At 74.9% G+C, this 26,386-nt stretch carries 23 protein-coding genes, 2 pseudogenes and 3 riboswitches; of the genes and pseudogenes, 20 read left to right on the top strand and 5 right to left on the bottom strand.

The features are described from left to right. Positions 1–3: 3 nt before the first annotated feature. From GSF02_RS11480 to GSF02_RS11455, 6 genes are read left to right on the top strand one after another with little or no spacing between them, the layout of a single operon-like run. Positions 4–906, top strand: a complete 903-nt coding sequence (locus GSF02_RS11480) for a carbon-nitrogen hydrolase family protein (RefSeq protein ID WP_159796274.1) — start codon at positions 4–6, stop codon at positions 904–906. Further along, the gene (locus GSF02_RS11475; protein ID WP_159796271.1) at positions 899–1,228 is read left to right on the top strand and encodes an MSMEG_0570 family nitrogen starvation response protein; all 330 of its coding nucleotides are present in this window, start codon (positions 899–901) and stop codon (positions 1,226–1,228) included. The genes GSF02_RS11480 and GSF02_RS11475 overlap by 8 nt, the downstream gene beginning before the upstream one ends. After that, positions 1,225–2,544, top strand: a complete 1,320-nt coding sequence (locus GSF02_RS11470; RefSeq protein ID WP_159796268.1) for an MSMEG_0569 family flavin-dependent oxidoreductase — start codon at positions 1,225–1,227, stop codon at positions 2,542–2,544. Before GSF02_RS11475 ends, GSF02_RS11470 begins: the two co-directional genes overlap by 4 nt. Positions 2,545–2,569: 25 nt before the next feature. Then, a complete protein-coding gene (locus GSF02_RS11465) occupies positions 2,570–3,439 on the top strand; it encodes a carbon-nitrogen hydrolase family protein (protein WP_159796265.1) in 870 nt (289 codons plus the stop codon). A gap of 17 nt (positions 3,440–3,456) precedes the next feature. Further along, positions 3,457–4,638, top strand: a complete 1,182-nt coding sequence (locus GSF02_RS11460) for an MSMEG_0565 family glycosyltransferase (protein ID WP_159796262.1) — start codon at positions 3,457–3,459, stop codon at positions 4,636–4,638. A 22-nt stretch (positions 4,639–4,660) separates the two neighbouring features. Further along, positions 4,661–6,022: an AMP-binding protein gene (locus GSF02_RS11455; protein WP_159796259.1), complete on the top strand. Its 1,362-nt coding sequence runs from the start codon at positions 4,661–4,663 to the stop codon at positions 6,020–6,022. A 37-nt stretch (positions 6,023–6,059) separates the two neighbouring features. On the opposite strand, the gene GSF02_RS11450 is transcribed toward GSF02_RS11455, so the two are convergent. The 3 genes from GSF02_RS11450 to GSF02_RS11440 form a co-directional block, all read right to left on the bottom strand. Continuing rightward, positions 6,060–6,257, bottom strand: a complete 198-nt coding sequence (locus GSF02_RS11450) for a hypothetical protein (protein WP_159796256.1) — start codon at positions 6,255–6,257, stop codon at positions 6,060–6,062. Positions 6,258–6,679: 422 nt separating this feature from the next. Next, entirely contained in the window at positions 6,680–7,957 is a 1,278-nt protein-coding gene (locus GSF02_RS11445; protein ID WP_159796253.1) for an O-succinylhomoserine sulfhydrylase, read from the bottom strand. Beyond that, complete coding sequence (locus tag GSF02_RS11440) at positions 7,954–8,439, bottom strand: rhodanese-like domain-containing protein (RefSeq protein WP_159796250.1); 486 nt, start codon at positions 8,437–8,439, stop codon at positions 7,954–7,956. Before GSF02_RS11440 ends, GSF02_RS11445 begins: the two co-directional genes overlap by 4 nt. A gap of 238 nt (positions 8,440–8,677) precedes the next feature. Continuing rightward, a riboswitch (SAM riboswitch) is annotated at positions 8,678–8,796 on the top strand. Between the two features lie 37 nt (positions 8,797–8,833). Between GSF02_RS11440 and GSF02_RS11435 the strand changes: the two genes are divergently transcribed. From GSF02_RS11435 to GSF02_RS18880, 14 genes and pseudogenes are all read left to right on the top strand, one after another. Beyond that, on the top strand, positions 8,834–10,312 hold the full coding sequence (locus GSF02_RS11435) for an aminotransferase class V-fold PLP-dependent enzyme (RefSeq protein ID WP_159796247.1): 1,479 nt from the start codon (positions 8,834–8,836) through the stop codon (positions 10,310–10,312). Positions 10,313–10,465: 153 nt separating this feature from the next. Next, positions 10,466–10,578, top strand: a riboswitch (SAM riboswitch). Positions 10,579–10,865: 287 nt separating this feature from the next. Further along, entirely contained in the window at positions 10,866–12,011 is a 1,146-nt protein-coding gene (locus tag GSF02_RS11430) for an LLM class flavin-dependent oxidoreductase (RefSeq protein WP_159796244.1), read from the top strand. 34 nt (positions 12,012–12,045) lie between these two features. Further along, entirely contained in the window at positions 12,046–12,954 is a 909-nt protein-coding gene (locus GSF02_RS11425; RefSeq protein WP_159796241.1) for a DUF1684 domain-containing protein, read from the top strand. Then, complete coding sequence (locus GSF02_RS11420) at positions 12,951–13,601, top strand: GNAT family N-acetyltransferase (RefSeq protein WP_159796239.1); 651 nt, start codon at positions 12,951–12,953, stop codon at positions 13,599–13,601. Before GSF02_RS11425 ends, GSF02_RS11420 begins: the two co-directional genes overlap by 4 nt. Beyond that, complete coding sequence (locus tag GSF02_RS11415; protein WP_159796236.1) at positions 13,598–13,774, top strand: hypothetical protein; 177 nt, start codon at positions 13,598–13,600, stop codon at positions 13,772–13,774. The genes GSF02_RS11420 and GSF02_RS11415 overlap by 4 nt, the downstream gene beginning before the upstream one ends. Continuing rightward, complete coding sequence (locus GSF02_RS11410; RefSeq protein ID WP_159796233.1) at positions 13,771–15,441, top strand: LLM class flavin-dependent oxidoreductase; 1,671 nt, start codon at positions 13,771–13,773, stop codon at positions 15,439–15,441. The genes GSF02_RS11415 and GSF02_RS11410 overlap by 4 nt, the downstream gene beginning before the upstream one ends. Positions 15,442–15,483: 42 nt before the next feature. Continuing rightward, positions 15,484–16,620 carry an LLM class flavin-dependent oxidoreductase gene (locus GSF02_RS11405; RefSeq protein ID WP_159796230.1) on the top strand — a complete coding sequence of 379 codons (1,137 nt, stop codon included), beginning with the start codon at positions 15,484–15,486 and terminating at the stop codon, positions 16,618–16,620. A 3-nt stretch (positions 16,621–16,623) separates the two neighbouring features. Beyond that, the gene (locus tag GSF02_RS11400; RefSeq protein ID WP_159796227.1) at positions 16,624–17,763 is read left to right on the top strand and encodes an LLM class flavin-dependent oxidoreductase; all 1,140 of its coding nucleotides are present in this window, start codon (positions 16,624–16,626) and stop codon (positions 17,761–17,763) included. Positions 17,764–17,846: 83 nt separating this feature from the next. Further along, positions 17,847–17,960: riboswitch (SAM riboswitch) on the top strand. An 83-nt stretch (positions 17,961–18,043) separates the two neighbouring features. Then, the gene (locus GSF02_RS11395) at positions 18,044–19,681 is read left to right on the top strand and encodes an ABC transporter substrate-binding protein (protein WP_159796224.1); all 1,638 of its coding nucleotides are present in this window, start codon (positions 18,044–18,046) and stop codon (positions 19,679–19,681) included. Positions 19,682–19,770: 89 nt separating this feature from the next. After that, a complete protein-coding gene (locus GSF02_RS11390; protein ID WP_235915508.1) occupies positions 19,771–20,724 on the top strand; it encodes an ABC transporter permease in 954 nt (317 codons plus the stop codon). Continuing rightward, positions 20,721–21,683, top strand: coding sequence for an ABC transporter permease (locus tag GSF02_RS11385; protein ID WP_159796218.1), 963 nt, complete (start codon positions 20,721–20,723; stop codon positions 21,681–21,683). Before GSF02_RS11390 ends, GSF02_RS11385 begins: the two co-directional genes overlap by 4 nt. Beyond that, positions 21,680–23,389, top strand: coding sequence for a dipeptide ABC transporter ATP-binding protein (locus GSF02_RS11380; protein WP_159796215.1), 1,710 nt, complete (start codon positions 21,680–21,682; stop codon positions 23,387–23,389). The genes GSF02_RS11385 and GSF02_RS11380 overlap by 4 nt, the downstream gene beginning before the upstream one ends. Next, positions 23,386–23,928: pseudogene (locus GSF02_RS18885) on the top strand (M20/M25/M40 family metallo-hydrolase); the annotation flags it as partial. The gene GSF02_RS11380 and the pseudogene GSF02_RS18885, both read left to right, overlap by 4 nt. Before the next feature lie 332 nt (positions 23,929–24,260). After that, the gene (locus tag GSF02_RS18880) at positions 24,261–24,782 is read left to right on the top strand and encodes a M20/M25/M40 family metallo-hydrolase (protein ID WP_328799023.1); all 522 of its coding nucleotides are present in this window, start codon (positions 24,261–24,263) and stop codon (positions 24,780–24,782) included. A gap of 192 nt (positions 24,783–24,974) precedes the next feature. Here GSF02_RS18880 and GSF02_RS11370 read toward each other — a convergent pair whose 3' ends face one another. Continuing rightward, positions 24,975–26,054, bottom strand: a complete 1,080-nt coding sequence (locus GSF02_RS11370) for an LLM class flavin-dependent oxidoreductase (RefSeq protein WP_159796212.1) — start codon at positions 26,052–26,054, stop codon at positions 24,975–24,977. 48 nt (positions 26,055–26,102) lie between these two features. Next, positions 26,103–26,386, bottom strand: a pseudogene (locus tag GSF02_RS11365) (epoxyalkane--coenzyme M transferase); the annotation flags it as partial.

Below are 26,386 nucleotides of genomic sequence, written 5' to 3'. Positions count from 1 at the left end.
GTCGTGAGCATCACCGTTGCCGCCGTATCGGCGAACTTCACGCGCGACCTGGAGCAGAACTACGCGCTGATCGAGCAGCTGCTCGAGGACGCGCGGGCCCAGGGCGCCCAGCTGGTCGCCTTCCCCGAGGCGTCGATCGGCGGGTACCTCTCGTCGCTCGGCAACCACGGGGACACCGTGCGCACCACCACCCGCTCCCTGCCGCCGGCGATCCGCCTGGACGGCCCCGAGATCCGCCGCGTCCAGGAGCTGGCGGGCGAGACCGTCGTCGTCATCGGGTTCTGCGAGCTCGACGATGATGGCGAGACCCGCTACAACGCCGCCGTCTGCCTCGACGGGCAACGGATCTACGGCTCCTACCGCAAGGTGCACCAGCCGCTGGGGGAGGCCATGTCCTACGCGGCCGGACCGGGCTACCACGCGTTCGACACCCCGCTGGGCCGGATCGGCCTGCAGATCTGCTACGACAAGGCGTTCCCGGAGGCGGCTCGGGTGCTGGCGCTCGACGGGGCGGAGATCGTGGTGTCGCTGTCGGCGTGGCCGGCCGCGCGCACCGCGACCGCGGAGAACCTCCAGGACGACCGATGGACCTACCGGTTCAACTTGTTCGACACCGCCCGGGCACTCGACAACCAGGTCTTCTGGATCGCCTCGAACCAGTCGGGCACCTTCGGGTCGCTGCGGTACGTCGGCAACGCGAAGGTCGTGGACCCGGGCGGCAACGTGCTGGCCACCACCCTTCTGGGCGCCGGGCTGGCCGTGGCCGAGATCGACGTCGAGGGCACCTTCCGCACCATGCGGGGCGGCATGTTCCACCTGCGCGACCGCCGGCCGGACGCCTACGGCCCGGTGACCGAGGCCGACTCCCCGCAGGCCCAGGGGTGGCGGGAGCTGGCCCATGCCTGAGATGACGTTCGAGGTGCGCTGGCCCGACGGCACCGACACCGTCTGCTACTCACCCAGCCTGGTCATGTGGGACCACCTGGAGGTCGGCGCGCGCTACCCCGTGAGCGACTTCGTCGAGCGGTCCGCCCGCGCGCTCGGCCAGGCGAGCGAGCGGGTGCGTGCCCGGTACGGCGTGGCCTGCACCTCCGCCATGGCGCAGGAGGCCGAGATCCGCGAGGTCGCCGCCCGGTACGCCGACGACGGCGAGGTGCAGGTGCTGCGGATGGCCCCGCCGCTGCCCGCGGCGCAGGCCGCCACGGCCGCAACGGGGGGTGCCGCATGATCCGCGCCGGTGTCGTGGACGGGGCCCACCACGAGGTCGTCGTCGTGGGCGGCGGGCAGGCCGGCCTGTCGCTGTCCCACCACCTGGTGGCCGCCGGCGTGGACCACCTCGTGCTGGAACGAGACACCGTCGCCCACGAGTGGCGCGACGGGCGCTGGGACGCGTTCACCCTGGTCACCCCGAACTGGCACTGCCGTCTGCCGGGCTACCCGTACGACGGACCCGACCCCGACGGCTTCATGAAGCGCGACGAGGTCTATGCGTGGGTGCGCCGCTACGCCGACTCGTTCGACGCCCCGGTCGCCGAAGGCGTGGCGGTCACCCACCTCGCTCCGCGCGAGGGCGGTGGTTTCGACGTGACGACCACGGCGGGGACGATCTCGGCGGACGCGGTGGTCGCCGCGGTCGGGGGGTACCACCGACCGGTGGTGCCGGCGTGGGCGTCCGGCCTGCCCGACCACGTCGCGCAGATCCACTCCCACACCTACCGCAACGCCAACCAGCTGCCGGACGGGCCGGTCCTCGTGGTCGGCACCGGACAGTCCGGCACGCAGATCGCCGAGGACCTGTTCCTCGCCGGCCGTGAGGTCCACCTCGCCGCCGGCCGCGCGCCGCGCGTGGCACGCCGCTACCGCGGCAAGGACTGCATGACCTGGCTGGCGGAGATGGGCGTGTACGACATCCCCGTGGCGGCCCGCGGGCTGGCCAAGCGCGAGTCGACCAACCACTACGTGACCGGGCGCGACGGCGGGCGGGACATCGACCTGCGCGACTTCGCCCGCCGGGGCATGCACCTGTACGGGCGTGCCACGGGTGTCGAGGTCGGTGGGGCGGGCGGGGGCGCGATCACGTTCGCGCCGACGCTCGAGGCGGACCTGGATCATGCCGACTCGGTGGCCGAGTCGATCAAGAACGACATCGACCGCTACATCGACGCGCACGGCATCGACGCGCCGCCCGAGGAACGGTACGTCCCGGTGTGGCGGCCGCAGGTCCAGCCGGAACGACTGTCGTTCGACGAGATCGGCGCCGTCGTGTGGTCCGTGGGCTTCCGGGCCGACTGGTCGTGGCTCGGCCCGCACGCGCCGGACGTCCTGGACGGGGAGGGCCACCCGCGCCACGTGCGCGGGCTCAGCCCGGTCCCGGGGCTGGCGTTTCTCGGGCTGCCCTGGCTGCACACGTGGGGCTCGGGCCGCTTCCTCGGGGTGGCGGACGATGCCGCGCACCTGGCGGGAGCCCTGGCCGCCCATCGCCTGGCCGGCGCGTGGGAGGGCCCGGGCGTCGCGCTCGCGACCGCCGTGGCGGGGGGCGCGTGAGGGCATCGCGCATACCCTGGGCGCCATGTCCACGATGACGATGGGTGCGGTCGCCGCTCACTTCGGGCGTGATATCGACCGCACCCTCGCCAAGCTGCCCGGCATCGTCGAGCAGGCCCGCGGACGCGGCGTCGACCTCCTGGTGCTGCCCGATGCCACCATCGGGGGGTATCTGCACGACCTGTACCACCCGACCGACGGACCGGGCGCGGAGGCGCTGCCGCCCGTCGTCGACCTCGACGGGCCCGAGGTGGCAGCCATCGCCCGCATGGCCGGCGACATGGTGGTCTGCTTCGGCATCGCCGAGCGGGCCGTCGAGGAGGGGCACGAGGTCCGGTACAACACGGCGGTCGCCGTGCATGGTGACGGCGTGCTCGGGGTGCACCGCAAGGTGCACCTGCCGCTGGCGGAGAACGAGGCCTACCGCGCGGGAGGCTCGTTCGCCGCCTTCGACACCCCGCTGGGACGGCTGGGCATGCTCATCGACTTCGACAAGACGTTCCCGGAGGCGGCGCGGACGCTCGCGCTCGACGGCGCCGTGGTGCTCGCCTGCCTGAGCGCCTGGCCGGCCAGCGTGACCGACCGTTCCGACCGCATCCGCAACGACCGGCAGGCCCACCTGTTCGACCTGTACGACTGCGCGCGAGCCGCGGAGAACCAGCTGTACCTGGTCTCGTCCAACCAGACCGGCGTGCTGGGAGACCTGCGGTTCCTCGGGCAGGCGAAGGTCGTCGACCCCGCCGGCGAGATCCTGGCCAAGACCTGGGCCAAGGGTGGGCTCGCTGTCGCCACCGCCGACGTCGAGTCGGACGTCGCCCGGGCCCGTCGCACCATGAACCACCTGCGAGACCGCGTCGTCGGCTCCTACGCCCTCGGCGCGCTCGCCGACGCCTGACACTGTGGAGGCCGAGCGTGCACATCGCCCAGATCACCTACTCGACCAAACCGCGCGGGGGAGTGGTGCACACCCTCGCCCTGGCGGAGGCCCTGGCGCGACGCGGCCACGAGGTGACCGTCTGGACGCTCGGGCGCGGCGGGGACCAGGCATTCTTCCGCCCCGTCGACCCCGCCGTCGAGGTGCGGGTGGTGCCGTTCGAGGCGCGCGACGACGAGACGGTAGGCCAGCGGATCGAACGCTCCATCCGAACCATGACCGCCGCCTTCCAGGAGGCCTTCCGACCGGAGCGCGGACCCGCGTTCGACGTCGTCCACGCCCAGGACTGCATCTCCGCCAACGCAGTCGTGGCCGCCGGCGCCCGGTGCGTGCGCACGATCCACCACCTCGACGAGTTCACCACCCCACGCCTGGTGGAGTGCCACCGCCTGGCGATCACCGAGCCCGTCGCCCGGCTGTGCGTCTCCCAGGCGGTCGCCCACGAAGTGAGCGCGGCCTACCGGCTCGAGCCCACGGTCATCCCGAACGGGGTCGACGCCGCGCGGTTCGTCCGCGCCGCCTCGCCCGCCGGTGCGGCCGCCCGAACCGCCTGGCGGGACCGGCTCGGCTCCTACGTGCTCGCGCTCGGCGGCATCGAACCGCGCAAGGGGTCCATCGATCTGCTCGAGGCCTTCGCGCGGCTGCGCCGCGACCACCCGGGGCTGTCGCTCGTGTTCGGCGGCGGCGAGACCCTCTTCGACTACCGCCCCTACCGCGCCCGGTTCGAGGAGCGCGCCGCCGAGCTCGGCATCCAGCCGGTCATCCTCGGTACTCTCGACGACGACGACGTCCCGCCGCTGGTCGCCGCGGCATCGGTGCTGGGCATGGTGTCCACGAAGGAGGGCTTCGGGCTGGCGGCGATGGAAGCCTTGGCCGCCGGGGTGCCCGTGGTGGCCCGCGATCTTCCCGTCACCCGGGAGGTCTTCGGCGACTGCGTGCGGTACGCACACGACGTCCCCTCGATCGCGGCGGCCCTCGCCTCGGCCGTCGACGGCGGGTCGGGTGCCGACGCCGCCGCAGGACGGGCGCTAGCCGCGCGCCACTCCTGGGACGGTGCCGCCGCAGCGCACGAGCGGTTCTACGAGCACGTCGTGCGGGAGGGAGGCGACGGTGGCGCGGCAGTCGATCTCACGGATCGTCACCCGGTCGGCGCACGCTGACCCGGACCGCGTCGTCGCCGTCATGGGACCGCACACCCTGACCGCCGGCGCGCTCGACCGGGCCAGCAACCGCTACGCGCGCGAGCTGCTGGCCCGCGGCGTGCACCGGCACGACCTCGTCACGGTGTCGCTGCCCAACGGCTTCGAGATGCTGATCGTCTGCGTCGCCATCTGGAAGGCCGGCGCGACGCCGCAACCTGTGTCGCGGGGGCTGACGCCCGACGAGCAACGAGCCGTCGTGGCGACCGCGCGCCCCGCGCTCACCATCGGCCTGGCCGTCGACGGCGTGCCCGCGCTGCTCGAAGGCCACGAACCCGGCGCGGATCTCGACGACAGCACCTTGCCCGATGCCTGGGCGCGCTCGTGGAAGGCGCCCACGTCCTCCGGCAGCACCGGCCGCCCGAAGGTCGTGGTCGCCACCGCGCCGGCACTGCTCGACCCGGACGCCCCCGTCGCCGCGTTCCTGCCTCCGCGGGCCACGCAGCTCGTCAGCGGGCCGCTGACCCACTCGGCCCCCTTCACCTACGCCTTCCGCGGACTGCTCACCGGGCACCGGCTCGTGCTGCTTCCGCGGTTCGGCGAGCACGCCTGGCTCGACGCGGTCGAGCAGCACCGGGTCACGTGGAGCCTGGTCGTGCCCACGATGATGCACCGGCTCCTGCGCCTCCCAGAGACCGAGCGCGGCGCCGACCGCCTCGAGTCGCTCGAGACGCTGCTGCACCTCGGTGCCCCGTGCCCGCCGGGGCTGAAGAGGCGCTTCCTCGCGTGGGTCGGCGCCGAGCGTGTGGTCGAGGTGTACGCCGGGTCAGAGTCCAACGGGCTGACGATGATCCGCGGCGACGAGTGGCTGCGCAAGCCCGGCAGCGTCGGGCGGCCCATCGGCGGCACCCAGATCCGCGTACGGCGTCCCGACGGCACCGAGGCCGAGCCGGGCGAGCCAGGGCTCGTCTGGATGCGACGCGGCGACTCCTCGACCTACCGGTACCTCGGGGCGCCGACCCGACGCACCCACGACGGGTGGGACACGCTCGGCGACGTCGGACACCTCGACGCCGACGGCTACCTCTGGATCACCGACCGCGACGACGACGTCATTGTCCGAGGCGGGGAGAAGGTCTACCCCGTCGAGGTCGAGCGGGTGCTCGAGGAGCACCCGTCCGTGCGGTCGGCGGTGGCCTTCGGCGTCCCGGACGAGGTGCACGGCCAACGCATCGAGGCCGTGGTCGACATCGGGGACGCTGACGTGGACGCGGAGACGCTGCGCGCCTTTGCCTCGGCCCTGCTCGACCGGCCGAGACGTCCGGCTCGCGTACGGGTAGTACGCGAGCCGGTGCGCGATGACGCGGGAAAGGTGCGCCGGCGGTCGTTCGCCGGGTTGCGGTAGCACGGCGGCCGGGCGGGCTGGCGCGTCGACCGACAGGTCAGGCCTCGAGCGATGCCAGCGTGTCGACGAGGTCCTTGGCGAACGTCGCCGATCGTTCGTCGTCGAACGCCGCCACGGTGACACGAATCGCGGCCGGCGTGCCCCCGCTGGAGCTGAAGACGCTGCCGAGGCGCACGATCCAGCCCTTGGCCTGCATGGAGGCCACCACTGGTTCGGCGTCGGTAGGGAGGGGCACCCAGATGTTCATGCTGTCCGTCGGGCCGGAGCGCCGCCTGCGCCGCCTGCGTCGGAGGGCAGCCGTGCGCGGCGGGCTCGCCGCGCTCGTCCTCACCGTGGCCTGCGGACTCGTCGTCGGGGCGGGGGCGGCGCTGGGCTGGGCGAGCGCCAGGCGAGGTCGATCACCGCCGACCTGCTCTGGGGCTCCCCTGCCTCGGTGCTGTCGTCCACGTCCGGTCCCCGGCGGCGATGCCCGCGTCCTCGGCGGGCAGCGCGCGCGGGGTGACGACCAGTGCCGGCGAGGTCCTCGGCGCGGTCGGCGTGGTCGTCGTCGCCGCGCTGACCGTCCTCGCGACGCGCCGGCGCGGCCTCCCCGGAGGCGTCCGCCGCCGACTCGCTCGCGAGTCCCGACGAGGCCGGGTGATCACCGCACGCGTCTGGTCATCGGGTGAGCGCTTGCTCGACGTCGTCGATCAGGTCCTGCGGGTCCTCGAGCCCGACGCTCAGGCGCACGGTGGTCTCGGCGATGCCGACTGCGGCTCGGCCCTGCGGGCCGAGCTTGCGGTGCGTCGTCGTCGCCGGGTGGGTGACGAGCGACTTGGCGTCGCCCAGGTTGTTGGAGATGTCGATGAGGCGGAGCGCGTCGAGGAACGCGAATGCTCGCTTCTTCGCGGTGTCGGGGTCGGTGCCCGGGGGGACGGCGAGCTCGAAGGTCACCACGGTGCCGCCCCCCTCCTGCTGGGCTCGGGCCAACGCGTGCTGCGGGTGGCTGGCCAGGAACGGGTAGCGCACCGCGGCGATGCCGGGCATGTGCTCCAGGGCCGTCGCCACTTCCAGCGCGGCGGCGGCCTGGGCCCGCACCCGCAGATCGAGCGTCTCGAGCCCCTTGAGCAGCACCCAGGCGTTGAAGGGGCTGAGCGACGGCCCGGTGTTGCGCACGAACGTCTGCACGGGGCCCTCGAGGAAGTCGCGCGGGCCGAGGATCGCCCCGCCCAGCACGCGCCCCTGGCCGTCGATGTGCTTCGTCGCGGAGTACACGACGACGTCGGCGCCCAGCTGCAGCGGCCTCTGCAGCACGGGCGTGGCGAACACGTTGTCCACGACCACCACCGCGCCGGCGGCGTGCGCGAGCTGCGCCACCCGGCGGACGTCGACGAGGTCCTGCATGGGGTTCGACGGCGTCTCGAAGAAGACGACGTCCGCCGGCCGGGCGAGGGCCGCCTCCCACTGCTCGACGACGTGGCCGTCGACGTAGTCGACGGTCACGCCCCACTTGGCGAGGATCTCCTCGTAGATCACGGTGGTGGACCCGAACAGCGCGCGCGCCGAGACGATCCGCGAGCCGGAGCGGACCAGCGCGGCCAGCGCGGTGAAGACGGCGCTCATGCCGGTGGCGGTCGCGAAGCACGCCTCGGCCTCGGGCCCCTCGATCAGCCGCAGCCGCTCCTCAAAGGTCCGCACCGTCGGGTTGCCGTACCGGGAGTAGACGAACCGCGAGCGCTCGCCGGCGAACGCGGCCTCCGCCTCGGCTGCCGACTCGTAGACGTACCCCTGGGTGAGGTAGACGGGCTCGGCGGTCTCCAGGTGGTCGGAGCGCCGGTGGCCCCCGCGCACCGCGAGGGTGCGCGGCCGGACGCCCTGCGGCAGGGGCCGGCGGCCCGCGCCGCCGTAGGGCGAGTCGGTGCCGGCGGGGCCGGTGGGGATGGGGATGTCGGTCACGCGGCCGGCTCCGGGACGACGACGGCGCGCCCGTCCCACGTGGCCCGCCACGGCAGGCCGGCGACCTTCCAGCCCTCGCGGTCGCGGACGCCGTCCGGCCCGGGCGCACCCTCGAAGCCCGTGAGCACGTTGTAGGCGGGCCCGAGGCCGGCGGCGGACGCGAGGCGGGCGGCGGCGACGGACCGCTGGCCCGAGCGGCACAGGAGCACGAGCGCGGACGGCCGGTCGGCGCCGACCCGCGCGAGCGCGGCGCGCAGGTCGGCGAGGAAGGTGGGGTTGGGTGTGCCGTCGGCCAGCACCCACTGCGCGAAGACGGCGGGGCGGCCGGTCGCGGCGACGTCGGGCACGCCGACGCGCCGCCACTCGTCCTCGGTGCGCACGTCCACGAGGACGGCGCCCGGGTCGTCGGCGAGCAGCTGCCACGCCTGCTCGGGCGTGATGTCGCCGGTGTAGCCGTCGGCGGCCCTGGACTCGGTGCTCATCGTTCCTCCATCGGTCGTGGCGGGAGCACCCTGCCGGCGCCGCTCCTGGTGCGGGGGTGGCGCTCGGCGGGTTGCTGCGGCGTCGTCGTGCCACGTCACTCGGCCGCTCGGGATGGGTCGGCGTGATCGTAGGCACGGCGGGCCGGCCGCTCACCGCGTGCCAGGAGCGCGTCTTGCATGCCGAGACGCCTCGAGCGGGCGGTTGACGGTCGTGACCGACCGTCGCACGGTGTGCGCAGGTCATGAGCTCCAGCGCGAAGCCCCGGCTGGCTGGACGGCAACCCTCCCCTCGCGGCGGGGTGCCCCGGGTGACGACCTGGCCGCGCCCGGGCCGTCCGCGCGCGGCAAGCGCGGGGACGGCGTCCGGCCTCCCCGGTGACCGAGGAGGACACGCATGACGACGCTGACAGACCCCCGCTCCGACGCGCGGCCGTCGGCCCCGGCTGACGACCGCGGCGAGGCCGGCCCGGCCGACGCCGTCGCCCGGGTGGCGGACCTGGACCCGCTGCTGCCGGTCGTCGGGGCCGACACGCACGTGCCGCTGGTCGACGGGCGCCGCGTCCCGTACGCCAACCTCGATCTGGCGGCCTCGGCCCCGGCGCTCGCGGTGGTCGCCGAGCGGGTGGGGCGGCTGCTGCCCCTGTACGCCAGCGTCCACCGGGGCGCGGGCTACCTCTCGCAGGTCTCCACCGCCCTGTACGAGGACTCCCGCCGCACGATCGGCGACTTCGTCGGCGCCCGCGCCGACGACCTCACCGTCGTGGTGCGCAACACGACGGACGCGCTCAACCTCCTGGCCGGGTGCGTCCCCGCCGACCCGGCCACCGGCGCGCCGGGGCGCGTGCTGGTGCTCGACGTCGAGCACCACGCGAACCTGCTGCCCTGGCAGCGCGGCACCGACGTCACAGCGCTCACCGGGGCGCGCACCGTCGCCGGGACGCTGGCCCAGCTGCGTGCCGAGCTCGCCGACGCCGCCGCGGCCGGCGTGCCCTACGCGCTCGTCGCGCTCACCGGCGCCTCGAACGTCACGGGGGAGTCCCTCCCGGTGGAGCAGGTCGTCGCGGCGGCCCACGCGGCCGGGGCACGGGTGGCGCTCGACGGCGCCCAGCTCGTGGCCCACCGGCGCTTCTCGCTCGAGCGGACCGGCGTGGACTACGTCGCGTTCTCCGGCCACAAGGTGTACGCGCCTTTCGGAGCCGGCGCCCTGGTCGGCCGTCGCGACTGGCTCGACGCCGGCACGCCCTACCTGGCCGGCGGCGGGGCGGTGCGTCGGGTACGCACCTCGGGCACCCAGTGGCTCGACGGTCCGGCGCGCCACGAGGGCGGGTCGCCCAACGTGCTCGGCGCGGCGGCGCTCGCCGCGGCGTGCGAGGCGCTCGCCGCCCTGGACCCGGCCCTCGTGCGCGCCCACGAGGGGACGCTGCGCCGCCGGCTCGTGACCGGGCTCGAGGAGGTCGACCGCGTCCGGGTGCTGCGGATCTGGGACGACGCCGCCGACCCGATCGGCGTCGTGACGTTCACCGTCGCCGGCTACGACCCCGGCCTGGTGGCCGCCTACCTCTCGGCCGAGCACGGCATCGGCGTGCGCGACGGGCGGTTCTGCGCCCACCCGCTGCTCGGCCGGCTCGGGTTCGACGCCGGCGCCGTGCGCGTCTCCGTGGGCCTGAGCACGCCCGGGTCCGACGTCGAGCGGCTGCTCGACGCCGTCCGCGCCCTCGTGACGGACGGACCCCGGGCGGGGTACGACGTGGTCGACGGCCTGTGGGTGGTCACCGACGACCCGCGGCCGGTGCCCGAGGGCGTGGGCCTGACCGGCCTGCTCGCGACAGCCGCGGCGAGCGACGAGACGTTCGGCTGCGCGCCGGACGCCTGACCGCGAAGCGTCGGCGGCTCCGCGTCGAGAAGCGGTTCTCGCAGTGTGAGACGCAGCTGCGATCCGTTGACGCCGGCACGCTCGCTTCGTACCTTCCACCGCACCGAGGCGCGGTGAGCGGTCCTTCACATCGGCGCGCCCGCCGCCTCGGTAGGTCATGAGCTCCGACGCGAAGCCCCGGCTGGTCGGACGGCAACCCCCGCGTGGGCGGGTGCCCCGGGTGAGGACCAGGCTCGTCGCCGTCCGGCGCCGGGCAAGACGCGACGCCCGCCGAGCGGGCACACCAGGAGACGACGATGAGCCCGAGCGAGACGCTCGACGGCCTTGCGGCCGAGTCCTCCCAGGGTGCGGGGACGGCCACGACGCGGACGCCGCGCGACGTCGCGCGCCCGCTCGAGTGTTGTCGCTGACCGCGACCCGACCCGACCTGGCCCGGTGACCGCTAGCCCGCCCTGGGCCCTTCTCGACCCGCTCAGCCTTGCGGCCGTCTGACCGCTCCCGCCGCCTCGACGCGCGGGGGCGGCCGTCGGCCGCCCCGAACGGAGCCCCTTCCATGCCTCTGCCCGCCTCGACGCCGCACCGGACGTCCCTCGGGGCCACCCGCCGCGTCATCCTCGGTGTCGACCTCACCGCTGCCGGCGCCGGCTCGGCCGGCCACCGCGCCCGCGGCGCCGTCGGCCCCCGTCCCTTCGACGGCCAGCGCTTCGTCGGTCTCGTGCGCACCGCCGACCGGGCCCTCCTCGACCTCGTCGCCCTCGACGAGGGCTTCGTGCTGCATCCCGGTCGCCCCCGGGCAGCCGGGCGGCTCGACGCCGCCGTCGCCGCCGCTCGGGCGGTGCCGCACACCCGGAGCATCGGTCTGGTCGCCGCCGTGGACCCGTTCGCACTCGATGCGGCGCACGTGGCCGCGGCAGTGGCCAGGATCGACCGCGCCAGCGCCGGCCGGGCCGGCTGGCAGGTCGCGGCGCCTTCAGCGACGGCCGAGCCCGACGAGGCCTGGGCGGCGCGAGCCGAGCCGGCGGTCGTGGCCGTGGCCCGGGCCTGGGGCGGCGAGAGCGTGGCGGCCGGCGACGCCGCCGCGGGAGGTGGCGGGGTGCCGCCGCAGTGCCGCCCGCCCGTGGTCGTGCGCGTCCGCTCCGAGGCCTGCACCGTGCTCGCCGGTCGCGTCGCCGACGTCGCGCGCGTCGCGGCGGCTGACGCCGCGCAGGCCGCGCAGCTGCGCACGGCGGTGCGCGCGGCCGCCGTCGCGGCGGCTCGTGCCCCGGACGCCGTGCGCGTGGTCGTGGACGCCGTCGTGGTGCTGTCGTCCGACCGCGAGAGCGCGCAGGCGCGGCTCGAGCTGGTCGAGGCCGAGGGCTCCGGCGCCACCGGCGCGCTCATGGTCGCCGGCACCCCCGGGCGGCTGGCCACGGTGATCGCCGACTGGCACGCGGCGGGCGCCGCCGACGGGTTCGTGCTGCGGCCGTCGGCACTGGGCCCGGACCTCGACGCGATCGCTCACCACCTGGTGCCGGAGCTGCAGCGTGCCGGACTGTTCCGGACGGGACGCAGCGCCGGCACCCTGCGCGAGAGCCTCGGCCTGCGCGGCGCACCGCGTGCCCGTGCGGGCGCCGACGGTGAAGGGCGGCCGCGGCGTGCCACGACGATCCCGCGGCCGCCGCTCGAGCGGCGCGCCCCGGACCAGCTCGTCGACGCCTGACCCGACCGCCCTCCCCACGAGATCCGAGGTGACCATGACCACCGACACCCCTACCCATGCGACGTCGCTCCCGGCCGCGGCGGGCGGCCACGCTGCGGAAGCGTGGTCCGCCTGGCGCGCCGGTCGCGAGCGCGACCTGGCCGCCCCGCACGGCTGGCTCACCCTCGTCGGCTATCACTGGTTGCCCGCCGAGCCGGGCACATTGCCCGGCGTGCCCGGCGTGTGGTGGGCGGACACCGAGGGGGCGCACGTGCGAGGCGGTGACCCGGGCAGGCACGGCGCGCCGACCCTGGTCGGCGAGGCGCTGCGGCACGGTGCGACGGACACCCTGCTCGAGGAGGGGCGAAGCAGCGTCGTCGGCACGTACCTGCCGCTCGGACGGGCGCCGGAGGGCGGCGCTGTCGACGGCGAGGCAGGCGGCGAGACGGCCGCCGTCGCCGTCGAGCTGGTCCGGCGCACCGGCCGCTACGCGATCCGGCTGCGCGACCCGCTCGCCCCCGCACGCCTGGGCTTCACCGGTGTGCCGACCTTCGGGTACGACGAGGCCTGGGTGCGCGACGTGCCGCTGCGCCGTCACGCCGAGCCGAGCGACCTCGTCGTCGGCGCCGCTCGTGCGGGCCTCGTCCACCGCGTGCAGGCGATCGGCGAGATCGACCTCGCCGACGCCGACGGGCGGCGCACCGCCACCTTGACGCTGACCGGCAAGGGCGGCGCCGCGACACTGCTCTTCAGCGACGAGGCCGACGGCGTCGCGCCGTGGCGAGCACTGTGGGTCGACCTGCCCGACGACGTGCCGCCCGGCGCCTCCGGCACGCTCCGCCTCGACCTCAACCGGGTGCTCAACCTGCCCTACGCCTTCAGCGACCACGGCACGTGCCCGGCGCCGGCGCCCGGCAACCACGTCCCGTTCGCGGTCGCGGCGGGGGAGAAGGCGCCACGATGACGTCCTCGCCCGCCACCACGACGACGCACGACCAGCCCGCCGGCGCCTCCGCCGGCGCGACGACGTGGCCGCTGCAGATCCGGTCGGTCCACCTGCGCGATCCTCTGGTCCGCCCCCTGCTCGACGAGCTCGCCCACGAGTACTGGACGCGCTACCGGAAGGTGCTGTCCGAGGAGGAGCTGCGCCACGAGATGGACCACTACGGCGAGCGGGAGTTCTCCCCGCCGCACGGCGAGCTGCTCCTGCTGCTCGAGGGCGCGGGCGAGGACGGCGCGGACGCAGGCCACCCCGTCGCGGGCGGCGCGTTCCGCCACCGGACCGAGGCCGAGCTCGGCGACCCCGCGCGCCTGTCCCGTCCCGGCACCCGCCGCGACGACGGTGCGCCCGCCGTGCCGACGGCCGAGCTGAAGCGGATCTGGACGCACTCGGCGCACCGCCGCCGCGGTCTCGCCCGGATCGTGCTGACCGAGCTCGAGCAGCGCGCCCGCGAGCGCGGCTATCGCCGGGTGTACCTGACCACGGGTCCTCGGCAGCCGGAGGCGGTCCGCCTGTACCTGGCGACCGGTTACACGCCCTTGTTCAACCCCTCCGCGGATCCCGGGTCGATCGGTCCGCACGCCTTCGAGAAGTGGTTGGTGACGCCATGACCCCGTGGGTCCCGCACCAGGACGAGTCCCTCCTGCTGCAGCCTCCGCCGGCCCGGCCGGACGTCGTCGAGCACGCATCCGCCGACCGGGCGTACCGCGAGGTGCTCCAACGCTGGGTCGTGGAGGCCGAGGGCACCCAACACCGTCCGCACGACTGGAGAGACGCACGATGACGCACCCCACCGCAGCCCGCGCACCCCTGTCCGTGCTGGACCTCGCCCTGGTGCCCGACGGCGGCACCGGCGCGCAGGCGATCCGCGACGCCGTCGGGCTCGCCGTGGAGCTCGACCGGCTCGGCTACCGGCGCATCTGGTACGCCGAGCACCACCTGTCGCCGGGCGTGGCCTCGGCATCGCCGGCCGTGCTGGCCGCGGCGGTGGCGGCGCGCACGACGCAGATCCGCGTCGGGTCGGGGGCCGTGCTGCTGAGCACCACCAGCCCGTTGATCGCCGCCGAGCAGTTCGGCACGATCGCCGCGCTGCACCCCGGCCGCGTCGACCTGGGCCTGGGCCGGGCGTTCACGACGCCGAGCAAACCGGGCGAGGAGCCGGGGCTCCTCGGTGACCCGCGGCCGAGGCCTGCAGCGGCGAGCGCCCGCGTCGTCGACGGCCTCCTCGTGCCGCCCGCCCCGCCGGTCGACCTGACCGACTCCGCGCTGCGCGAGCGGATCCTGGCGCAGAAGCGGGTCGTCGGGGCGGCGCGCACGCCGTCGAGCTTCCGCGAGGAGCTCGAGCTGGTGCTCGGGCTGCGTGCCGGGACGTACGCCGATGCCGCCGGCACCCGCTATGTGTCCCCACCCGTGCAGGACGCCGCGTTCGACCTGTTCGTGCTCGCCTCCTCCGGCGGAGAGTCGGCGCGCGTGGCCGGCGAGCTCGGCCTGCCGATCGCCGCGAACTTCCACGTCAGCCCGCACACCACGCTCGACACCGTCGCGGCCTACCGCGACGCGTTCCGCCCGGGCGTGCTGGCCGAGCCGTACGTCGTCGTCTCCGCCGACGTGCTCGTGGCCGACACCCTGGACCGCGCGCGCGAGCTGGCGACGCCGTTCGCCGACTGGGTGCTGTCCATCCGGCGCGGGGCCGACGGGGCGATCGCCTACCCGCGCCCGCAGGACGCGACGCCGTGGGCCCGGCGCCCGGAGGACGAGCGCGCCGTGGTGGCCGACCGCGTCGACACCCGGATCGTCGGAGACCCCGCCACCGTCGTCGAGCGGCTCGAGACGCTGCAGCGGGCCACCGGAGCCGACGAGCTGCTCGTCACGACCGCCGCCCACGACCCAGCCGACGTCCGCCGCTCGTTCGCCCTCCTCGCCGAGGCATGGACGGGCGTGCCGTCGCCCACCTCGTCCGTCCGGGCGACCCCGGCCCTCGCCAGACGGCGCCCGCACGGTCTCGACCTTACCGAGGCCGGCAGGACCCGACCCCATCCCGAACTTCACCCGGCAACGACAACCCGAAGGGCATCCACCATGACCGCCACCTCGCAGACCCCCGAGCTCCAGACGCCCCAGGCCGCAGCCGACAAGGTGGCCGACGGTGCGCTGCTGATCGACGTCCGCTCGGCCGGGGGCCGGGCGTCCGCCGGTGAGATCCCCGGCGCGACCCACGCCGACCGCGGCGACCTCGACGCGCTGTTCGGCCCCGCCGACCACCCCGCGGTGGCCCTCGACACACCGGTCGTGGTCGTGTGCGGGTCCGTCGACGGCTCGGGCCCCGTGGCCGAGGCGCTCGCGGCCCGCGGCTACACGAACGTCTCGCACGTCGACGGCGGCTTCCCGGCGTGGAAGGCCGCGGGCCTGCCGGCGACCGGGCCGGAGCAGTCGCCCCGGTCGCCGGCGTGAACCACAGCACCTCGCCCCTTCACCACCCCCAAGGAGAGTCCCATGCCCGTCGAGTTCCTCGGCATCGCCACCACCAACGACGCCTCGGAGGCGTCGGCCCGCACCACCGCCGCCTTCGACCCCGCCTACCTCGAGCGGATCGTCCGCGCCCACGAGGACAACGGCTGGACCCGTGTGCTCTTCGCCTACGGGTCCTCCGGCCCCGAGCCGGCGGCGCTCGCGGCGTACACCGCCGCCCGCCTGCAGAGCATCGAGCTGCTGCTGGCGCACCGCCCCAACGTCAGCTACCCCACGTACGCGGCCAAGACCTTCGCCACGCTCGACCAGCTCTCCGGCGGCCGGCTGAGCGTCCACTTCATCACCGGCGGCAACGACCACGAGCAGGGCCGCGAGGGCGACCGCCTCACCAAGGACGAGCGGTACGCCCGCACCCACGAGTACATCCGGATCGTCAAGAAGGCCTGGACCAGCCCCGACGCGTTCGACCACCACGGTCAGTTCTACGACTTCGAGGACTTCGTGCTCGACACCAAGCCGGTCGAGGGGCACGTGCCCACGATCTCCTTCGGCGGGTCGTCCGACGCCGCCTTCCGGGTCGGGGCCGCCGAGGCGGACATCTACGCCGTGTGGGGCGAGCCGCGCGACCGGACCGCCGAGCAGATCGCGCGCGTACACGCCGAGGCCGCCGCCGCCGGGCGCGCGACGCCGCCGCGCATCCACGCGGCGTTCCGCCCGATCGTCGCCCCGACAGAGGAGCTGGCCTGGGAGAAGGCCCACCGGGTCCTCGAACGGATCGAGGCACGCAAAGCCGCGTCGGGCGGCCAGCTCTCCAGGCGGCACCCGATCACCAACCCCGAGAACGCCGGCTCCCAGCGGCTGCTGGAGATCGCTGCCCAGGGCGAGCGGTTCGACGAGGTGCTCTGGACGGCCACGGCGAAGGCCACCGGCGGTGCGGGCAACTCCAACGCCCTGGTGGGGACCCCCGAGCAGATCGCCGAGGCGCTGCTGCGGTACTACGACCTCGGCGTGCGCGTGATCTCGGCCCGCGGCTACGACCTGCTCGACGATGCGATCGACTTCGGCCGCTACGTCATCCCGATCGTGCGCGAGGAGGTCGCCAAGCGGGACGCGGCCGCGACGACGGCCGGCGCGGCCGGCGCGGGCGAGCAGGCGGCCTGAGCCGTGCGCTTCCAGCTGCTCGACATCGTCTTCAACCCGCCGCACCCGGTCACGGGCGAGGCCGTCCCCCCGGCGGACCGCCTCGCGCGCGTGGTGGAGCACGCCGTGCTGGCGGAGGAGCTCGGCTTCGACTCGTTCGCGGTGGGGGAGCGGCATGCCGGTGACGTGCTGTCGTCGGCGCCCACCGTGATCCTCGGCGCGGGCGCGCAGGCCACCGAGCGCATCCTGCTCGGCACCGGCGTCACGGTGCTCTCGCTGCTCGACCCGGTCCGGGTCGCGGAGGACCTCGCCACGGTGGACCAGCTCTCCCGCGGCCGGCTCGAGATCACCATCGGCAAGGGCAACGAGGAGCTGCAGTACCCGCTGATGGGCCTCGACATCACCAAGCAGTACGAGTACCTCGAGGAGAACTACGCGCTGCTGCGGCTCCTGCTCAGCGAGGAGGAGGTGACCTGGGAGGGACGGCACCGCCACCGCCTCGAGCACGCCACCACGCTGCCGCGGCCCTACGCCGGACCGTTCCGCGTCTGGCACGGGTCGGCGACCTCGCAGTTCGCCGTCGAACTGGCCGCCCGGTACGGGGACCCGATCGTCAGCGCGAACGCGCTGCAGCCGCGGGAGAACTACCAGGTCCTCATCGACCGCTACCGGGCGCTGTACGCGGCGCACGGGCACGATCCCCGGTACGGGTTCGTGGGCTCGGGGTCGGGCGGGCTGTTCCTCGCGGACACCACCGAGGCCGCGATCGAGGAGTACCGGCCTCTGTACGAGGGGCAGGTCGCCGCGATGCGCCGGCGGGGGTACGACCCGGCGACGCACGTCGGCAAGGCGCTCGCCTTCGAGACGATCGAGGAGGCGGTGGAGCGCGGGCCGGCGCTCGTGGGGTCCCCGGAGCGGGTCGCGGCGAAGATCCTCGACTACCACCGGGACTTCGGCCACGTGCTGCAGTCGGTGTCCGTCAACCACCTGCTGCCGCCCGCGCAGCAGGAGGACGTGGTGCGCCGCTTCGCCGCGGAGGTGATCCCGCTCGTGAAGCAGGAGGTGACCACCGACCTGTGGTCCGAGGCGGACGAGCGGCGGGCGAAGGGCTTCACGGCCTCTGCCACGCAGCGGACGGACGCCGTCGTCGCCGCGCCGGCGTGACGCCGGAGACAGCGGTGTCCAGGATGCAAGACCCCCGTCTCTTTCCTTGACGGGGCCGTCACGGCAGGCTTCCCTGCCGCCCAGGTGACGAGTGCCAGCGCCAAGGCCCGGCTCGCTGGCCAGCAACCCTTCGACGTGACGGGGTGCTCCGGGATCGACCTGACCCCGCCGCGACCGCGGCGGGGTAAGCACGGCACCGGTCGCGCGTGCCCGTGCCACCGGTGCGCCCGGTGGCGCGGCCCACGCCCGGCACGCCGCGAGCCATGAGGACCCATCCCGCATGACCACGACATCACACTCCCATCGCCGCCGTCACACCGCCGCCGGCGGTGCCCTCGCCGCCACCGCCGCGCTGCTGCTGTCCGCCTGCTCCGGCGGCGGAGCCGCCGGCGGCTCCGCCGCCGGAGCAGGCGGAGCCGCCGGCGAGCCCGTTGCTGGGGGCAACCTCACCTTCGCGATCACCGTCGACTCGCACTGCATCGACCCGCAGCAGGTCGGCAACAACGACGCCATCGCCGTCGCCCGCCAGACCGTCGCCTCCCTGACCGCCCAGGACCCCGAGACGGCCGAGATCGTCCCGTGGCTCGCCGAGTCCTGGGAGGTCAACGACGACGCGTCCAGCTACACCTTCCACCTGCGCGAGGACGCCACCTTCGCGGACGGCACACCCATCGACGCGGAGTCGGTCAAGACCAACTTCGACGCGATCGTCGCGCTCGGCGCCACCGCGTCCCTCGGCTCGCAGTACCTCGTGGGCTATGAGGGCACCACCGTCGTCGACGACCGCACCGTGCGAGTCGACTTCTCCGCCCCGAGCGCCCAGTTCCTCCAGGCCACGTCGACGTTCTCCCTCGGCCTGCTTGCGCCGGAGTCCGCGAGCCTCAGCGCCGAGGAGCGCTGCGCCGGCAAGTTCGTCGGCTCCGGGCCGTTCGCCGTGCAGTCCTACACCCAGGACCAGGAGGTCGTCCTGGAGAAGGTCGCCGGGTACGCCTGGGGCTCGCAGGCCAACAGCCACACCGGCGAGGCCTACCTCGACACGGTGACGTTCAAGGTCATCCCCGAGGCCAGCGTGCGCACCGGCGCGCTGCAGTCCGGGCAGATCGACGCGACCGCGGCGATCAGCACGGTCGACCTGCCGCAGTTCGACGGCAACGGCTTCTCGCTGAACCAGCGCGCCAACCCCGGCGTCGTGTACAACCTGTTCCCCAACGAGTCGAGCGAGCTCGCCGCCGACGAGGCCGTGCGCAGGGCGATCCTCAAGGGGATCGACCGACAGCAGATCGTCGACACCGTCCTGTCGGCGCAGGACGCACCGGCGACGGCCGTGCTGTCGCACTCGACGCCCCTGTACGAGTCGCTCGGCGACGCGCTCGCCTACGACCCCGAGGGCGCGAAGAAGCTGCTGGAGGATGCCGGCTGGGTCGAGGGCGCCGACGGCATCCGCGAGAAGGACGGCAAGAAGCTCACGACGACCGTCACCTTCTGGCAGACGCCGGACGCGCTGGAGCTCGTGCAGCAGCAGCTGCGCCAGATCGGGTTCGACCTGCAGCTCAACTTCGTCACGGTCGCCGAGTCGCAGGCCGCCAAGGAGTCGGGTGACTTCGACTTCGACTACTACAACCTCACGCGGTCGGACCCCGACGTGCTGCGCACGATCTTCTCGGCGAACGCCCGCAACATCAACCAGCGCGACGCCGAGGAGGTCGACGACCTGCTCGACCGGTCCGCCGCCACCACCGACCAGGCCGAGCGCCAGGAGCTCGTGACGCAGGCCTCGCAGCTGCTCGTGGAGAAGGCGCACGCGATCCCGGTCTACGAGCTGTCGACCACGATCGCCGCCTCCGAAAAGGTCCACGACCTGAAGTTCGAGGCCTCCTCGCGCCTCGACTTCTACGACGCCTGGGTCGACGCGGCCTGACGACGCCCGCACGGTCCGGCACCCGGGTGACCGGGCGCCGGACCCCGACGGAAGGGAGGACCGCCGTGGCGCGGTACATCCTGCGACGCGTGGGACAGGGCGTCTTCGTCCTGTGGGCCACGTTCACCATCGCGTTCTTCGTGCTCTACCTGCTGCCCAGCGACCCGGCGGCGCTGATCGCGGCCGGCGGCGGCGGCGAGGTCGACCAGATCGACCCGGCGCTGCTCGAGGAGCTGCGCGCGCAGCACGGCCTCGACCGGCCCGTGATCGTGCAGTACGGCGACGCCCTGTGGCAGGCCGTGCGGGGCGACTTCGGCGCCTCCTACCTCAGCGGGGCCCCGGCCACCTCCCTCGTCGCACAGGCCCTGCCCGAGACCCTCAAGCTCACCGGGGTCGCCCTGGCGCTCGCCGTGGCAGGCGGCGCGCTGCTCGCCGTCGCGAGCGTCTTCCCGCGCGCCCGGGCCCTGCGCCAGGCGCTCTCGGCGCTGCCGCCGCTGGGGGTGGCGTTGCCGACGTTCTTCGTCGGCCTGCTGCTCCTGCAGTGGCTGTCGTTCCGCGTCCCGGTCTTCCCGGCCATCGGCAACGAGGGCGCGATCAGCCTCGTGCTGCCGGCGGTCACCCTCGCCGTGCCCGCCGGCGCCCAGCTCGCCCAGGTGCTGTCCCGCTCCCTGCGCGGGACGCTCGGCGAGCCCTACGTCGAGACAGCGTGGGCCAAGGGGGCCGGGCGCGGGCGCGTGTTCCTCGCACACGCCCTGCGCAACGCCGCGATCCCCGCCTTCACGGTGCTGGGCATCATGGTCGGCGGCCTGCTGGGCGGCGCGGTCGTGACCGAGACCGTGTTCTCCCGCGTCGGCCTCGGGCGCCTCACGGTGCAGTCGGTGAACCAGCAGGACGTGCCCGTGGTCCTTGCGATCGTCGTGTTCTCGGCGCTCGTCTTCGTGGTGGTCACCCTCGTGGTCGACCTGGTCTACCCGCTGCTCGACCCCCGGATCGAGTCCAGCGGCATCACCGAGTCCCGACGATCGACGGCGGTGGCGGCATGAGCGCGACGACGGACGCCCGGGCGACGACCGAGCACGCGAGCGGTGCGTCCGGGGTCACCGACCGCGAGGACGCCCGCCTCCTGCAGCGCCACGGCCTCACGCGGGTGCCGCGCGACAAGGACCGCGCCGCCGGCCGCGCCCGGCGGGCGGCGGGCCACCTGTCCCGCCGCCCCGGGCTCGTGCTGGCCGGGCTCGTGCTCCTGCTCGTCACCGCCTGGGCGGTGGCCCCGCACGCCTTCACGGCGCAGGACCCGCTCAACGGCGTGCCCGCCGACCGCCTGCAGCCGCCGTCGGCCGCGCACTGGTTCGGCACCGACCACCTGGGCCGCGACGTCTGGACCCGCGCGGTGCACGGCGCCTCGCTGACGCTGCGGACCACGGCGCTGGCCGTCGTCGTCGGCGTCGTCGTGGGGTCGCTCCTCGGGCTGCTCGCGGGCTTCCTGCGCGGCTGGGTCGACGACCTCGTCGGCCGGGTCGTGGACGTGCTGCTCGCGATCCCGAGCATCCTGCTGTCGCTCGCGATCATCACCGCCCTCGGCTTCGGGCCGGTCAAGGTCGCGATCGCCGTCGGCGTCGGCTCGGTGGCCACGTTCGCGCGCGTCATGCGCGCGGAGGTGCTGCGCGTCTCGACGTCGGTGTACGTCGAGGCGGCCCGCGCATCGGGCCTGCGCTGGCCCGCGGTACTGGCCCGGCACGTGCTGCCGAACTCCTCCGGACCCGTGCTGGCCCTGGTCGCGCTCGACTTCGGCACGGCCGTCCTGGCGGTCTCCGCGCTGAGCTTCCTCGGCTACGGCAACCCGCCGCCCGCCCCGGAGTGGGGCGCGCTCGTCTCCGGCGGACGCGACTACCTCGCCACCGCCTGGTGGCTGACCACCCTGCCCGGCCTCGTCATCGTGGCCGTCGTCCTCGCGGCCAACCGGCTCTCGCGGGCGCTGGAGAAGACGGGAGAGGACCAGTGACTGGAGCACCCGTGCTGGAGATCGAGGGCCTCGAGGTCGGCTACCGCACACCGGGCGGTGGCACGTACCGCGCCGTGCGCGGCATCGACCTGCAGGTGCGGGCCGGGGAGGTCGTCGCCCTCGTGGGAGAGTCGGGCTCCGGCAAGAGCACGACGGCGCACGCCGCGCTGCACCTGCTGCCGCGCGGCGGCCGGGTCACCGCCGGCACCCTGCGCCTGGACGGGCGCGACCTGTCCGCGCTGACCGGCTCGGACTGGCAGGGCGTGCGCGGCCGGCACGTCGGGCTCGTTCCGCAGGACCCGACGGTCTCACTCAACCCGGTCGTGCGCGTGGGCGACCAGGTCGCCGAGGTGCTCGTCATCCACGGCCTGGCGCGCCGAGCCGCAGCCCGCCGCCGCGCCGTCGAGCTGCTGGCCCAGGCCGGCATCGACGACCCCGAGGCGCGGGCCCGGCAGTACCCGCACCAGCTCTCCGGCGGGCTGCGCCAGCGCGCCCTCATCGCGATCGCGATCGCAGCCGGCCCCCGCTTGATCGTGGCCGACGAGCCCACCAGCGCGCTGGACGTCACCGTGCAGCGGCGAATCCTCGACCACCTGGGCTCGCTCGTGCGCGAGACCGGCACCGCGGTCCTGCTCATCACGCACGACCTGGGCGTCGCCGCGGACCGCGCCGACCGCGTCGTCGTGCTGGAGCAGGGCGTCGTGGTCGAGGAAGGGCCGGCCGCACGGATCCTCACCGACCCGCAGCACCCGTACACCCGCAAGCTCATCGCCGCCGCGCCGAGCCTGGCGAGCTCACGGCTGACGGTGAGCCACCACGCCGCGACAGACGGCGCGACGAGCGGCGACGAAGGGTCGACGACCGGGCTCGGTGCGGAACCGCCGGCCCGGGCGGCTCGCGAGACGGTCCCCGTCCTCGAGCTCGACGACGTCCGCAAGGAGTTCGCCCTCCCGCGCGGGGCGGGGGCCCGGCGGCTCGTCGCCGTCGACGGCGTCAGCCTCGCCGTCGGGCGCGGGCAGACCTACGCGCTGGTCGGCGAGTCCGGATCGGGCAAGAGCACGACCGCGCGGCTCGCACTGCGACTGGAGAAGCCGACGGCCGGCCGCGTCCTGTTCCAGGGGACCGACATCACCGGCGCGCGCGGCGGCGAGCTACGACGGCTACGCCGCGGCTTCCAGGTCGTCTACCAGAGCCCGTACGCGTCGCTCGACCCCCGCTTCACGGTCGAGGACATCGTCACCGAGCCCTTGCGCGCCTTCGGCGTCGGCTCGGCGTCCGAGCGTTCCGACCGGGCCCGGGCCCTGGTCGAGGACGTCGCGCTGCCGGGGGACGTGCTGCGCCGCGGCGCCCGCGAGCTGTCCGGCGGCCAGCGCCAGCGGGTGGCCATCGCCCGGGCGCTCGCCCTGAACCCGGACCTGGTCGTGCTCGACGAGCCGGTATCGGCCCTCGACGTGTCCGTACAGGCGCAGATCCTCGACCTGCTCGTGCGCCTCCAGGCCGAGCACGGCCTGACCTACCTGTTCATCTCGCACGACCTGGCCGTCGTGCGACAGGTCGCCGACCAGGTCGGCGTCATGAGTCGCGGCCGGCTGGTGGAGTCCGGCCCCGCCGAGTGCATCCTGCTCGACCCGCAGGAGGCATACACGCGCGAGCTCGTTGCGGCCATCCCCGGCCGCCGGGCCCTCGAGAAGCTGGAGACGGCATGACGGCCACGACTTCCGCCGGCGCGACGACGTCGGCCGCCACCCGCGCGGGCCTCGCCCTCGACGACGCCGCACGGGTGGAGCTGACCGGGCAGACCGTCGAGCTGCTGCAGGCGCTCATCCGCAACGCCTGCGTCAACGACGGCACCGAGGGCTCGGGCCACGAGCACCGCAACGCCCAGACCATCGCGGACTTCCTCGACGGGTCCGGCCTGGAGCTCGAGCAGGTCGAGCCGCGCCCCGGCCGCACCTCGCTGATCACCCGCGTCCGCGGCACGGATCCCACCGCCCCGAGCCTGGGCCTGGTCGGGCACACCGATGTCGTGCCGGTCGAGCCGGACGGCTGGTCCCGCGACCCGTTCGGCGGCGAGCTCGTCGACGGCTGGGTCTGGGGGCGCGGCGCCATCGACATGCTGGGCCTGACCGCCGCGTACGCCGTGGTGACCCGGGCCATGGCGACGTCGGGCCGCCCGCCGCGCGGCGACCTGCTGCTCGCCGCGGTCGCGGACGAGGAGCACGGCTCGGTGTGGGGCGTCGACTGGCTGACCACCCACCGCTGGGACCTCGTCGCCGTCGATAACGTGCTGACCGAGTCCGGCGGGGTGCCCATCGGCCCGCGCGGGGCCCGGACCCTCGCGGTCGGGGAGAAGGGCGGCGCCGGGAGGCTGCTGCGCGTGCACGGCACGCCGGGCCACGGGTCCGGCCCGTGGGGCGCGAAGAACGCCGTGGTCATCGCCGCCGAGGCGGTGCGGCGCATCGCCGCCGCGCGGGGTCCCGTCGTCGTCGGCGACCTGTGGCGGCGCTACGTCGAGGCGCTCGGCCCGGCCCCGGAGCTGCGTGAGGCGCTGCTCGACCGGACCGCCTCGATGACGCGCTGCCCCAGCTGGGCGCCCTGGGCGCGGTCGCGCACGCCACCACGCACACCACGCTCGCGCCGACCGTCATCGCGGGCGGGTCCAAGCCCAACGTCATCCCCGGCCTGGCCGAGGTCACGCTCGACATCCGCGTGCTGCCCGGCACCCGGCCCGCCGACGTCGAGGCGTTGCTCGCCGAGGCGCTGGGCGATCTGGCCGAGGACGTCGAGGTGGTGGGGGACCGGTTCGGCGAGCCCTCGCTGTCGCCCACCGACACCCACCTGTTCCGCGTCATCGAGGAAGCGGTCGCGCGGCACGCCGGCGGGGCGCCGCTGCTGCCCACGCTCGGCACCGGTGGCACCGACGGGCGCTTCTACCGGCGCCGCGGTATCCCCGCCTACGGATTCGGGCTGCTGACCTCGGGCTGGGACCCGGGCACCTGGCGTGGGCTGTTCCACGGCAACGACGAGCGCGTGGACGTGGCATCCCTGGGGCTGACCACGGCCGCACTGCACGACGTGGTCACCACGTTCCTGGGCTGAGGTGCCGGCGCACCTGCGCGGGCATTGGCGCCGCCTCGACCGGGCGGCCGACGTGGTCGGCCACGAGGCGGCCCGGCCGTCCCTGCGGGCCGGCGACAGGCCGCGGCGCAGCCAGAACGTCTGGCGGCAGTCCGCCCGCGGCCCCGACGACGCGCCTGCCCGCGGGGTGCGCGGTCGGTTCGGAAGGGGTGATCAGCGCAGCAGCGGGAGAAGGTGCTCGCCCTGACGGCGGATCTCCGACAGGTACGGGGTGTCCGAGAGCACGAAGTGGGTGATCCCCAGCTCCCGGTAGCGGCGCAGAGCCCCGGCGACGTCCTCGGGCGACCCCACGAGCCAGGTGCTGCCCGCGCCCCCGCCCCCGACGCGCACCGGAGCGGTGTACAGGTTCTCGTCGAGCACGACGCCGCGCTCGGCGAGGTCGAGCAGCCGCTGCTGCCCGACCGCGACGGGATGGGCGCTCGTGCGGGGGTCGGCGTCGCGAAACCAGCCGTCGCGCCCTGCGGTCCGAGCCAGCCGGGCGACCTTGGCCTCGGCGTCGCGCCATGCCTCCTCGGTGGTGGCGCGGACGAACGTCGTCACCCGCAGCCCGAACCGCAGCGGTGGGTGCCCGCGGCCGACCTTCTCGCTCAGCGCGGTCAGTCTGTCGATGCGCTCGGCGACGTCGTCCAGCGGCTCGCCCCAGAAGAGCTGCACGTCGGCCTCGGCCGCCGCCACCTCCTCGGCCTCGGGCGAGGCGCCCCCGAAGTAGAGCGTCGGGTGGGGGCGGCCATCGCGTGGCACGGGGCGCAGGGGGAGCGTGGCACCGGTGACGTGGTAGTGCTCGCCGTGGTGGGTCACGTCGTCCTCGGTCCACAGGCGACGGACGAGGTGCAGGAACTCCCGGGTGCGGCGGTAGCGGGCACCGCGGTCGGTCGCGGTGTCCCCGTACTGCGCGCCGCCGTCCTGGCCCGAGACGACGTTCACCCGGACGCGGCCGTCGGAGAGGCGGTCGAGGGTCGCGGCCGCCGAGGCGAAGTTCGCCGGGTGCCAGTACCCCGGGCGGGTCGCGACCAGCGGCTGGAACGTCGTCGTGCGCGCGGTGAGGGCGGTCGCCACGGTCAGGGTGTCCGGGCGCCCCCACCCGGTACCCAGCAGCGCGCCCTCCCACCCCAGGCGCTCGAGCTCGAGCGCGTGCTCGGTGAGGGTGTCGAGGCTGTTGTGGTGCTCGACGACGTCCTCGCCGCGGTGCCCCGGGCGGGCCTGGTTGGGGATGTACCACAGGATGTCGGTCACGTGGCCGCCTCCTCGCGCCTCGTCCGCCCGTTCGGGCCGGTGGCGCGCTCAGCCCCACAGGCGGCGCGAGGCGATCTGGGCGCCGCGGGCGAGGGTCTCGAGCTTGGCCCAGGCGATCTGGGGGTGGACGCGCCCGCCCAGGCCGCAGTCGGTGGAGGCGATGACGTTCTCGCGGCCGACCAGGCGGGCGAACCGCTCGATGCGGTCGGCCACCAGCTCGGGGTGCTCCACGACGTTGGTCGCGTGGGAGACCACGCCGGGCAGGATGACCTTGCCCTCGGGCAGGGTGCGCTCGGCCCACACGCGCCACTCGTGCTCGTGGCGCACGTTGC

The sequence above is a fragment of the Puerhibacterium puerhi genome, from assembly GCF_009846865.1.
GTDB lineage: Bacteria > Actinomycetota > Actinomycetes > Actinomycetales > Cellulomonadaceae > Puerhibacterium > Puerhibacterium puerhi.
This window is presented reverse-complemented; position numbering and strand designations above follow the sequence as displayed.

Coding starts and splice junctions, on each gene's coding strand:
- GSF02_RS11475 (WP_159796271.1), top strand. CDS start 899: ATGCCTGAGATGACGTTCGAGGTGCGCTGGCCCGACGGCACCGACACC.
- GSF02_RS11440 (WP_159796250.1), bottom strand. CDS start 8,439: ATGAGCACCGAGTCCAGGGCCGCCGACGGCTACACCGGCGACATCACG.
- GSF02_RS11420 (WP_159796239.1), top strand. CDS start 12,951: ATGACGTCCTCGCCCGCCACCACGACGACGCACGACCAGCCCGCCGGC.
- GSF02_RS11385 (WP_159796218.1), top strand. CDS start 20,721: ATGAGCGCGACGACGGACGCCCGGGCGACGACCGAGCACGCGAGCGGT.
- GSF02_RS11395 (WP_159796224.1), top strand. CDS start 18,044: ATGACCACGACATCACACTCCCATCGCCGCCGTCACACCGCCGCCGGC.
- GSF02_RS11415 (WP_159796236.1), top strand. CDS start 13,598: ATGACCCCGTGGGTCCCGCACCAGGACGAGTCCCTCCTGCTGCAGCCT.
- GSF02_RS11425 (WP_159796241.1), top strand. CDS start 12,046: ATGACCACCGACACCCCTACCCATGCGACGTCGCTCCCGGCCGCGGCG.
- GSF02_RS11455 (WP_159796259.1), top strand. CDS start 4,661: ATGGGACCGCACACCCTGACCGCCGGCGCGCTCGACCGGGCCAGCAAC.
- GSF02_RS11470 (WP_159796268.1), top strand. CDS start 1,225: ATGATCCGCGCCGGTGTCGTGGACGGGGCCCACCACGAGGTCGTCGTC.
- GSF02_RS11435 (WP_159796247.1), top strand. CDS start 8,834: ATGACGACGCTGACAGACCCCCGCTCCGACGCGCGGCCGTCGGCCCCG.
- GSF02_RS11410 (WP_159796233.1), top strand. CDS start 13,771: ATGACGCACCCCACCGCAGCCCGCGCACCCCTGTCCGTGCTGGACCTC.
- GSF02_RS11430 (WP_159796244.1), top strand. CDS start 10,866: ATGCCTCTGCCCGCCTCGACGCCGCACCGGACGTCCCTCGGGGCCACC.
- GSF02_RS11465 (WP_159796265.1), top strand. CDS start 2,570: ATGTCCACGATGACGATGGGTGCGGTCGCCGCTCACTTCGGGCGTGAT.
- GSF02_RS11405 (WP_159796230.1), top strand. CDS start 15,484: ATGCCCGTCGAGTTCCTCGGCATCGCCACCACCAACGACGCCTCGGAG.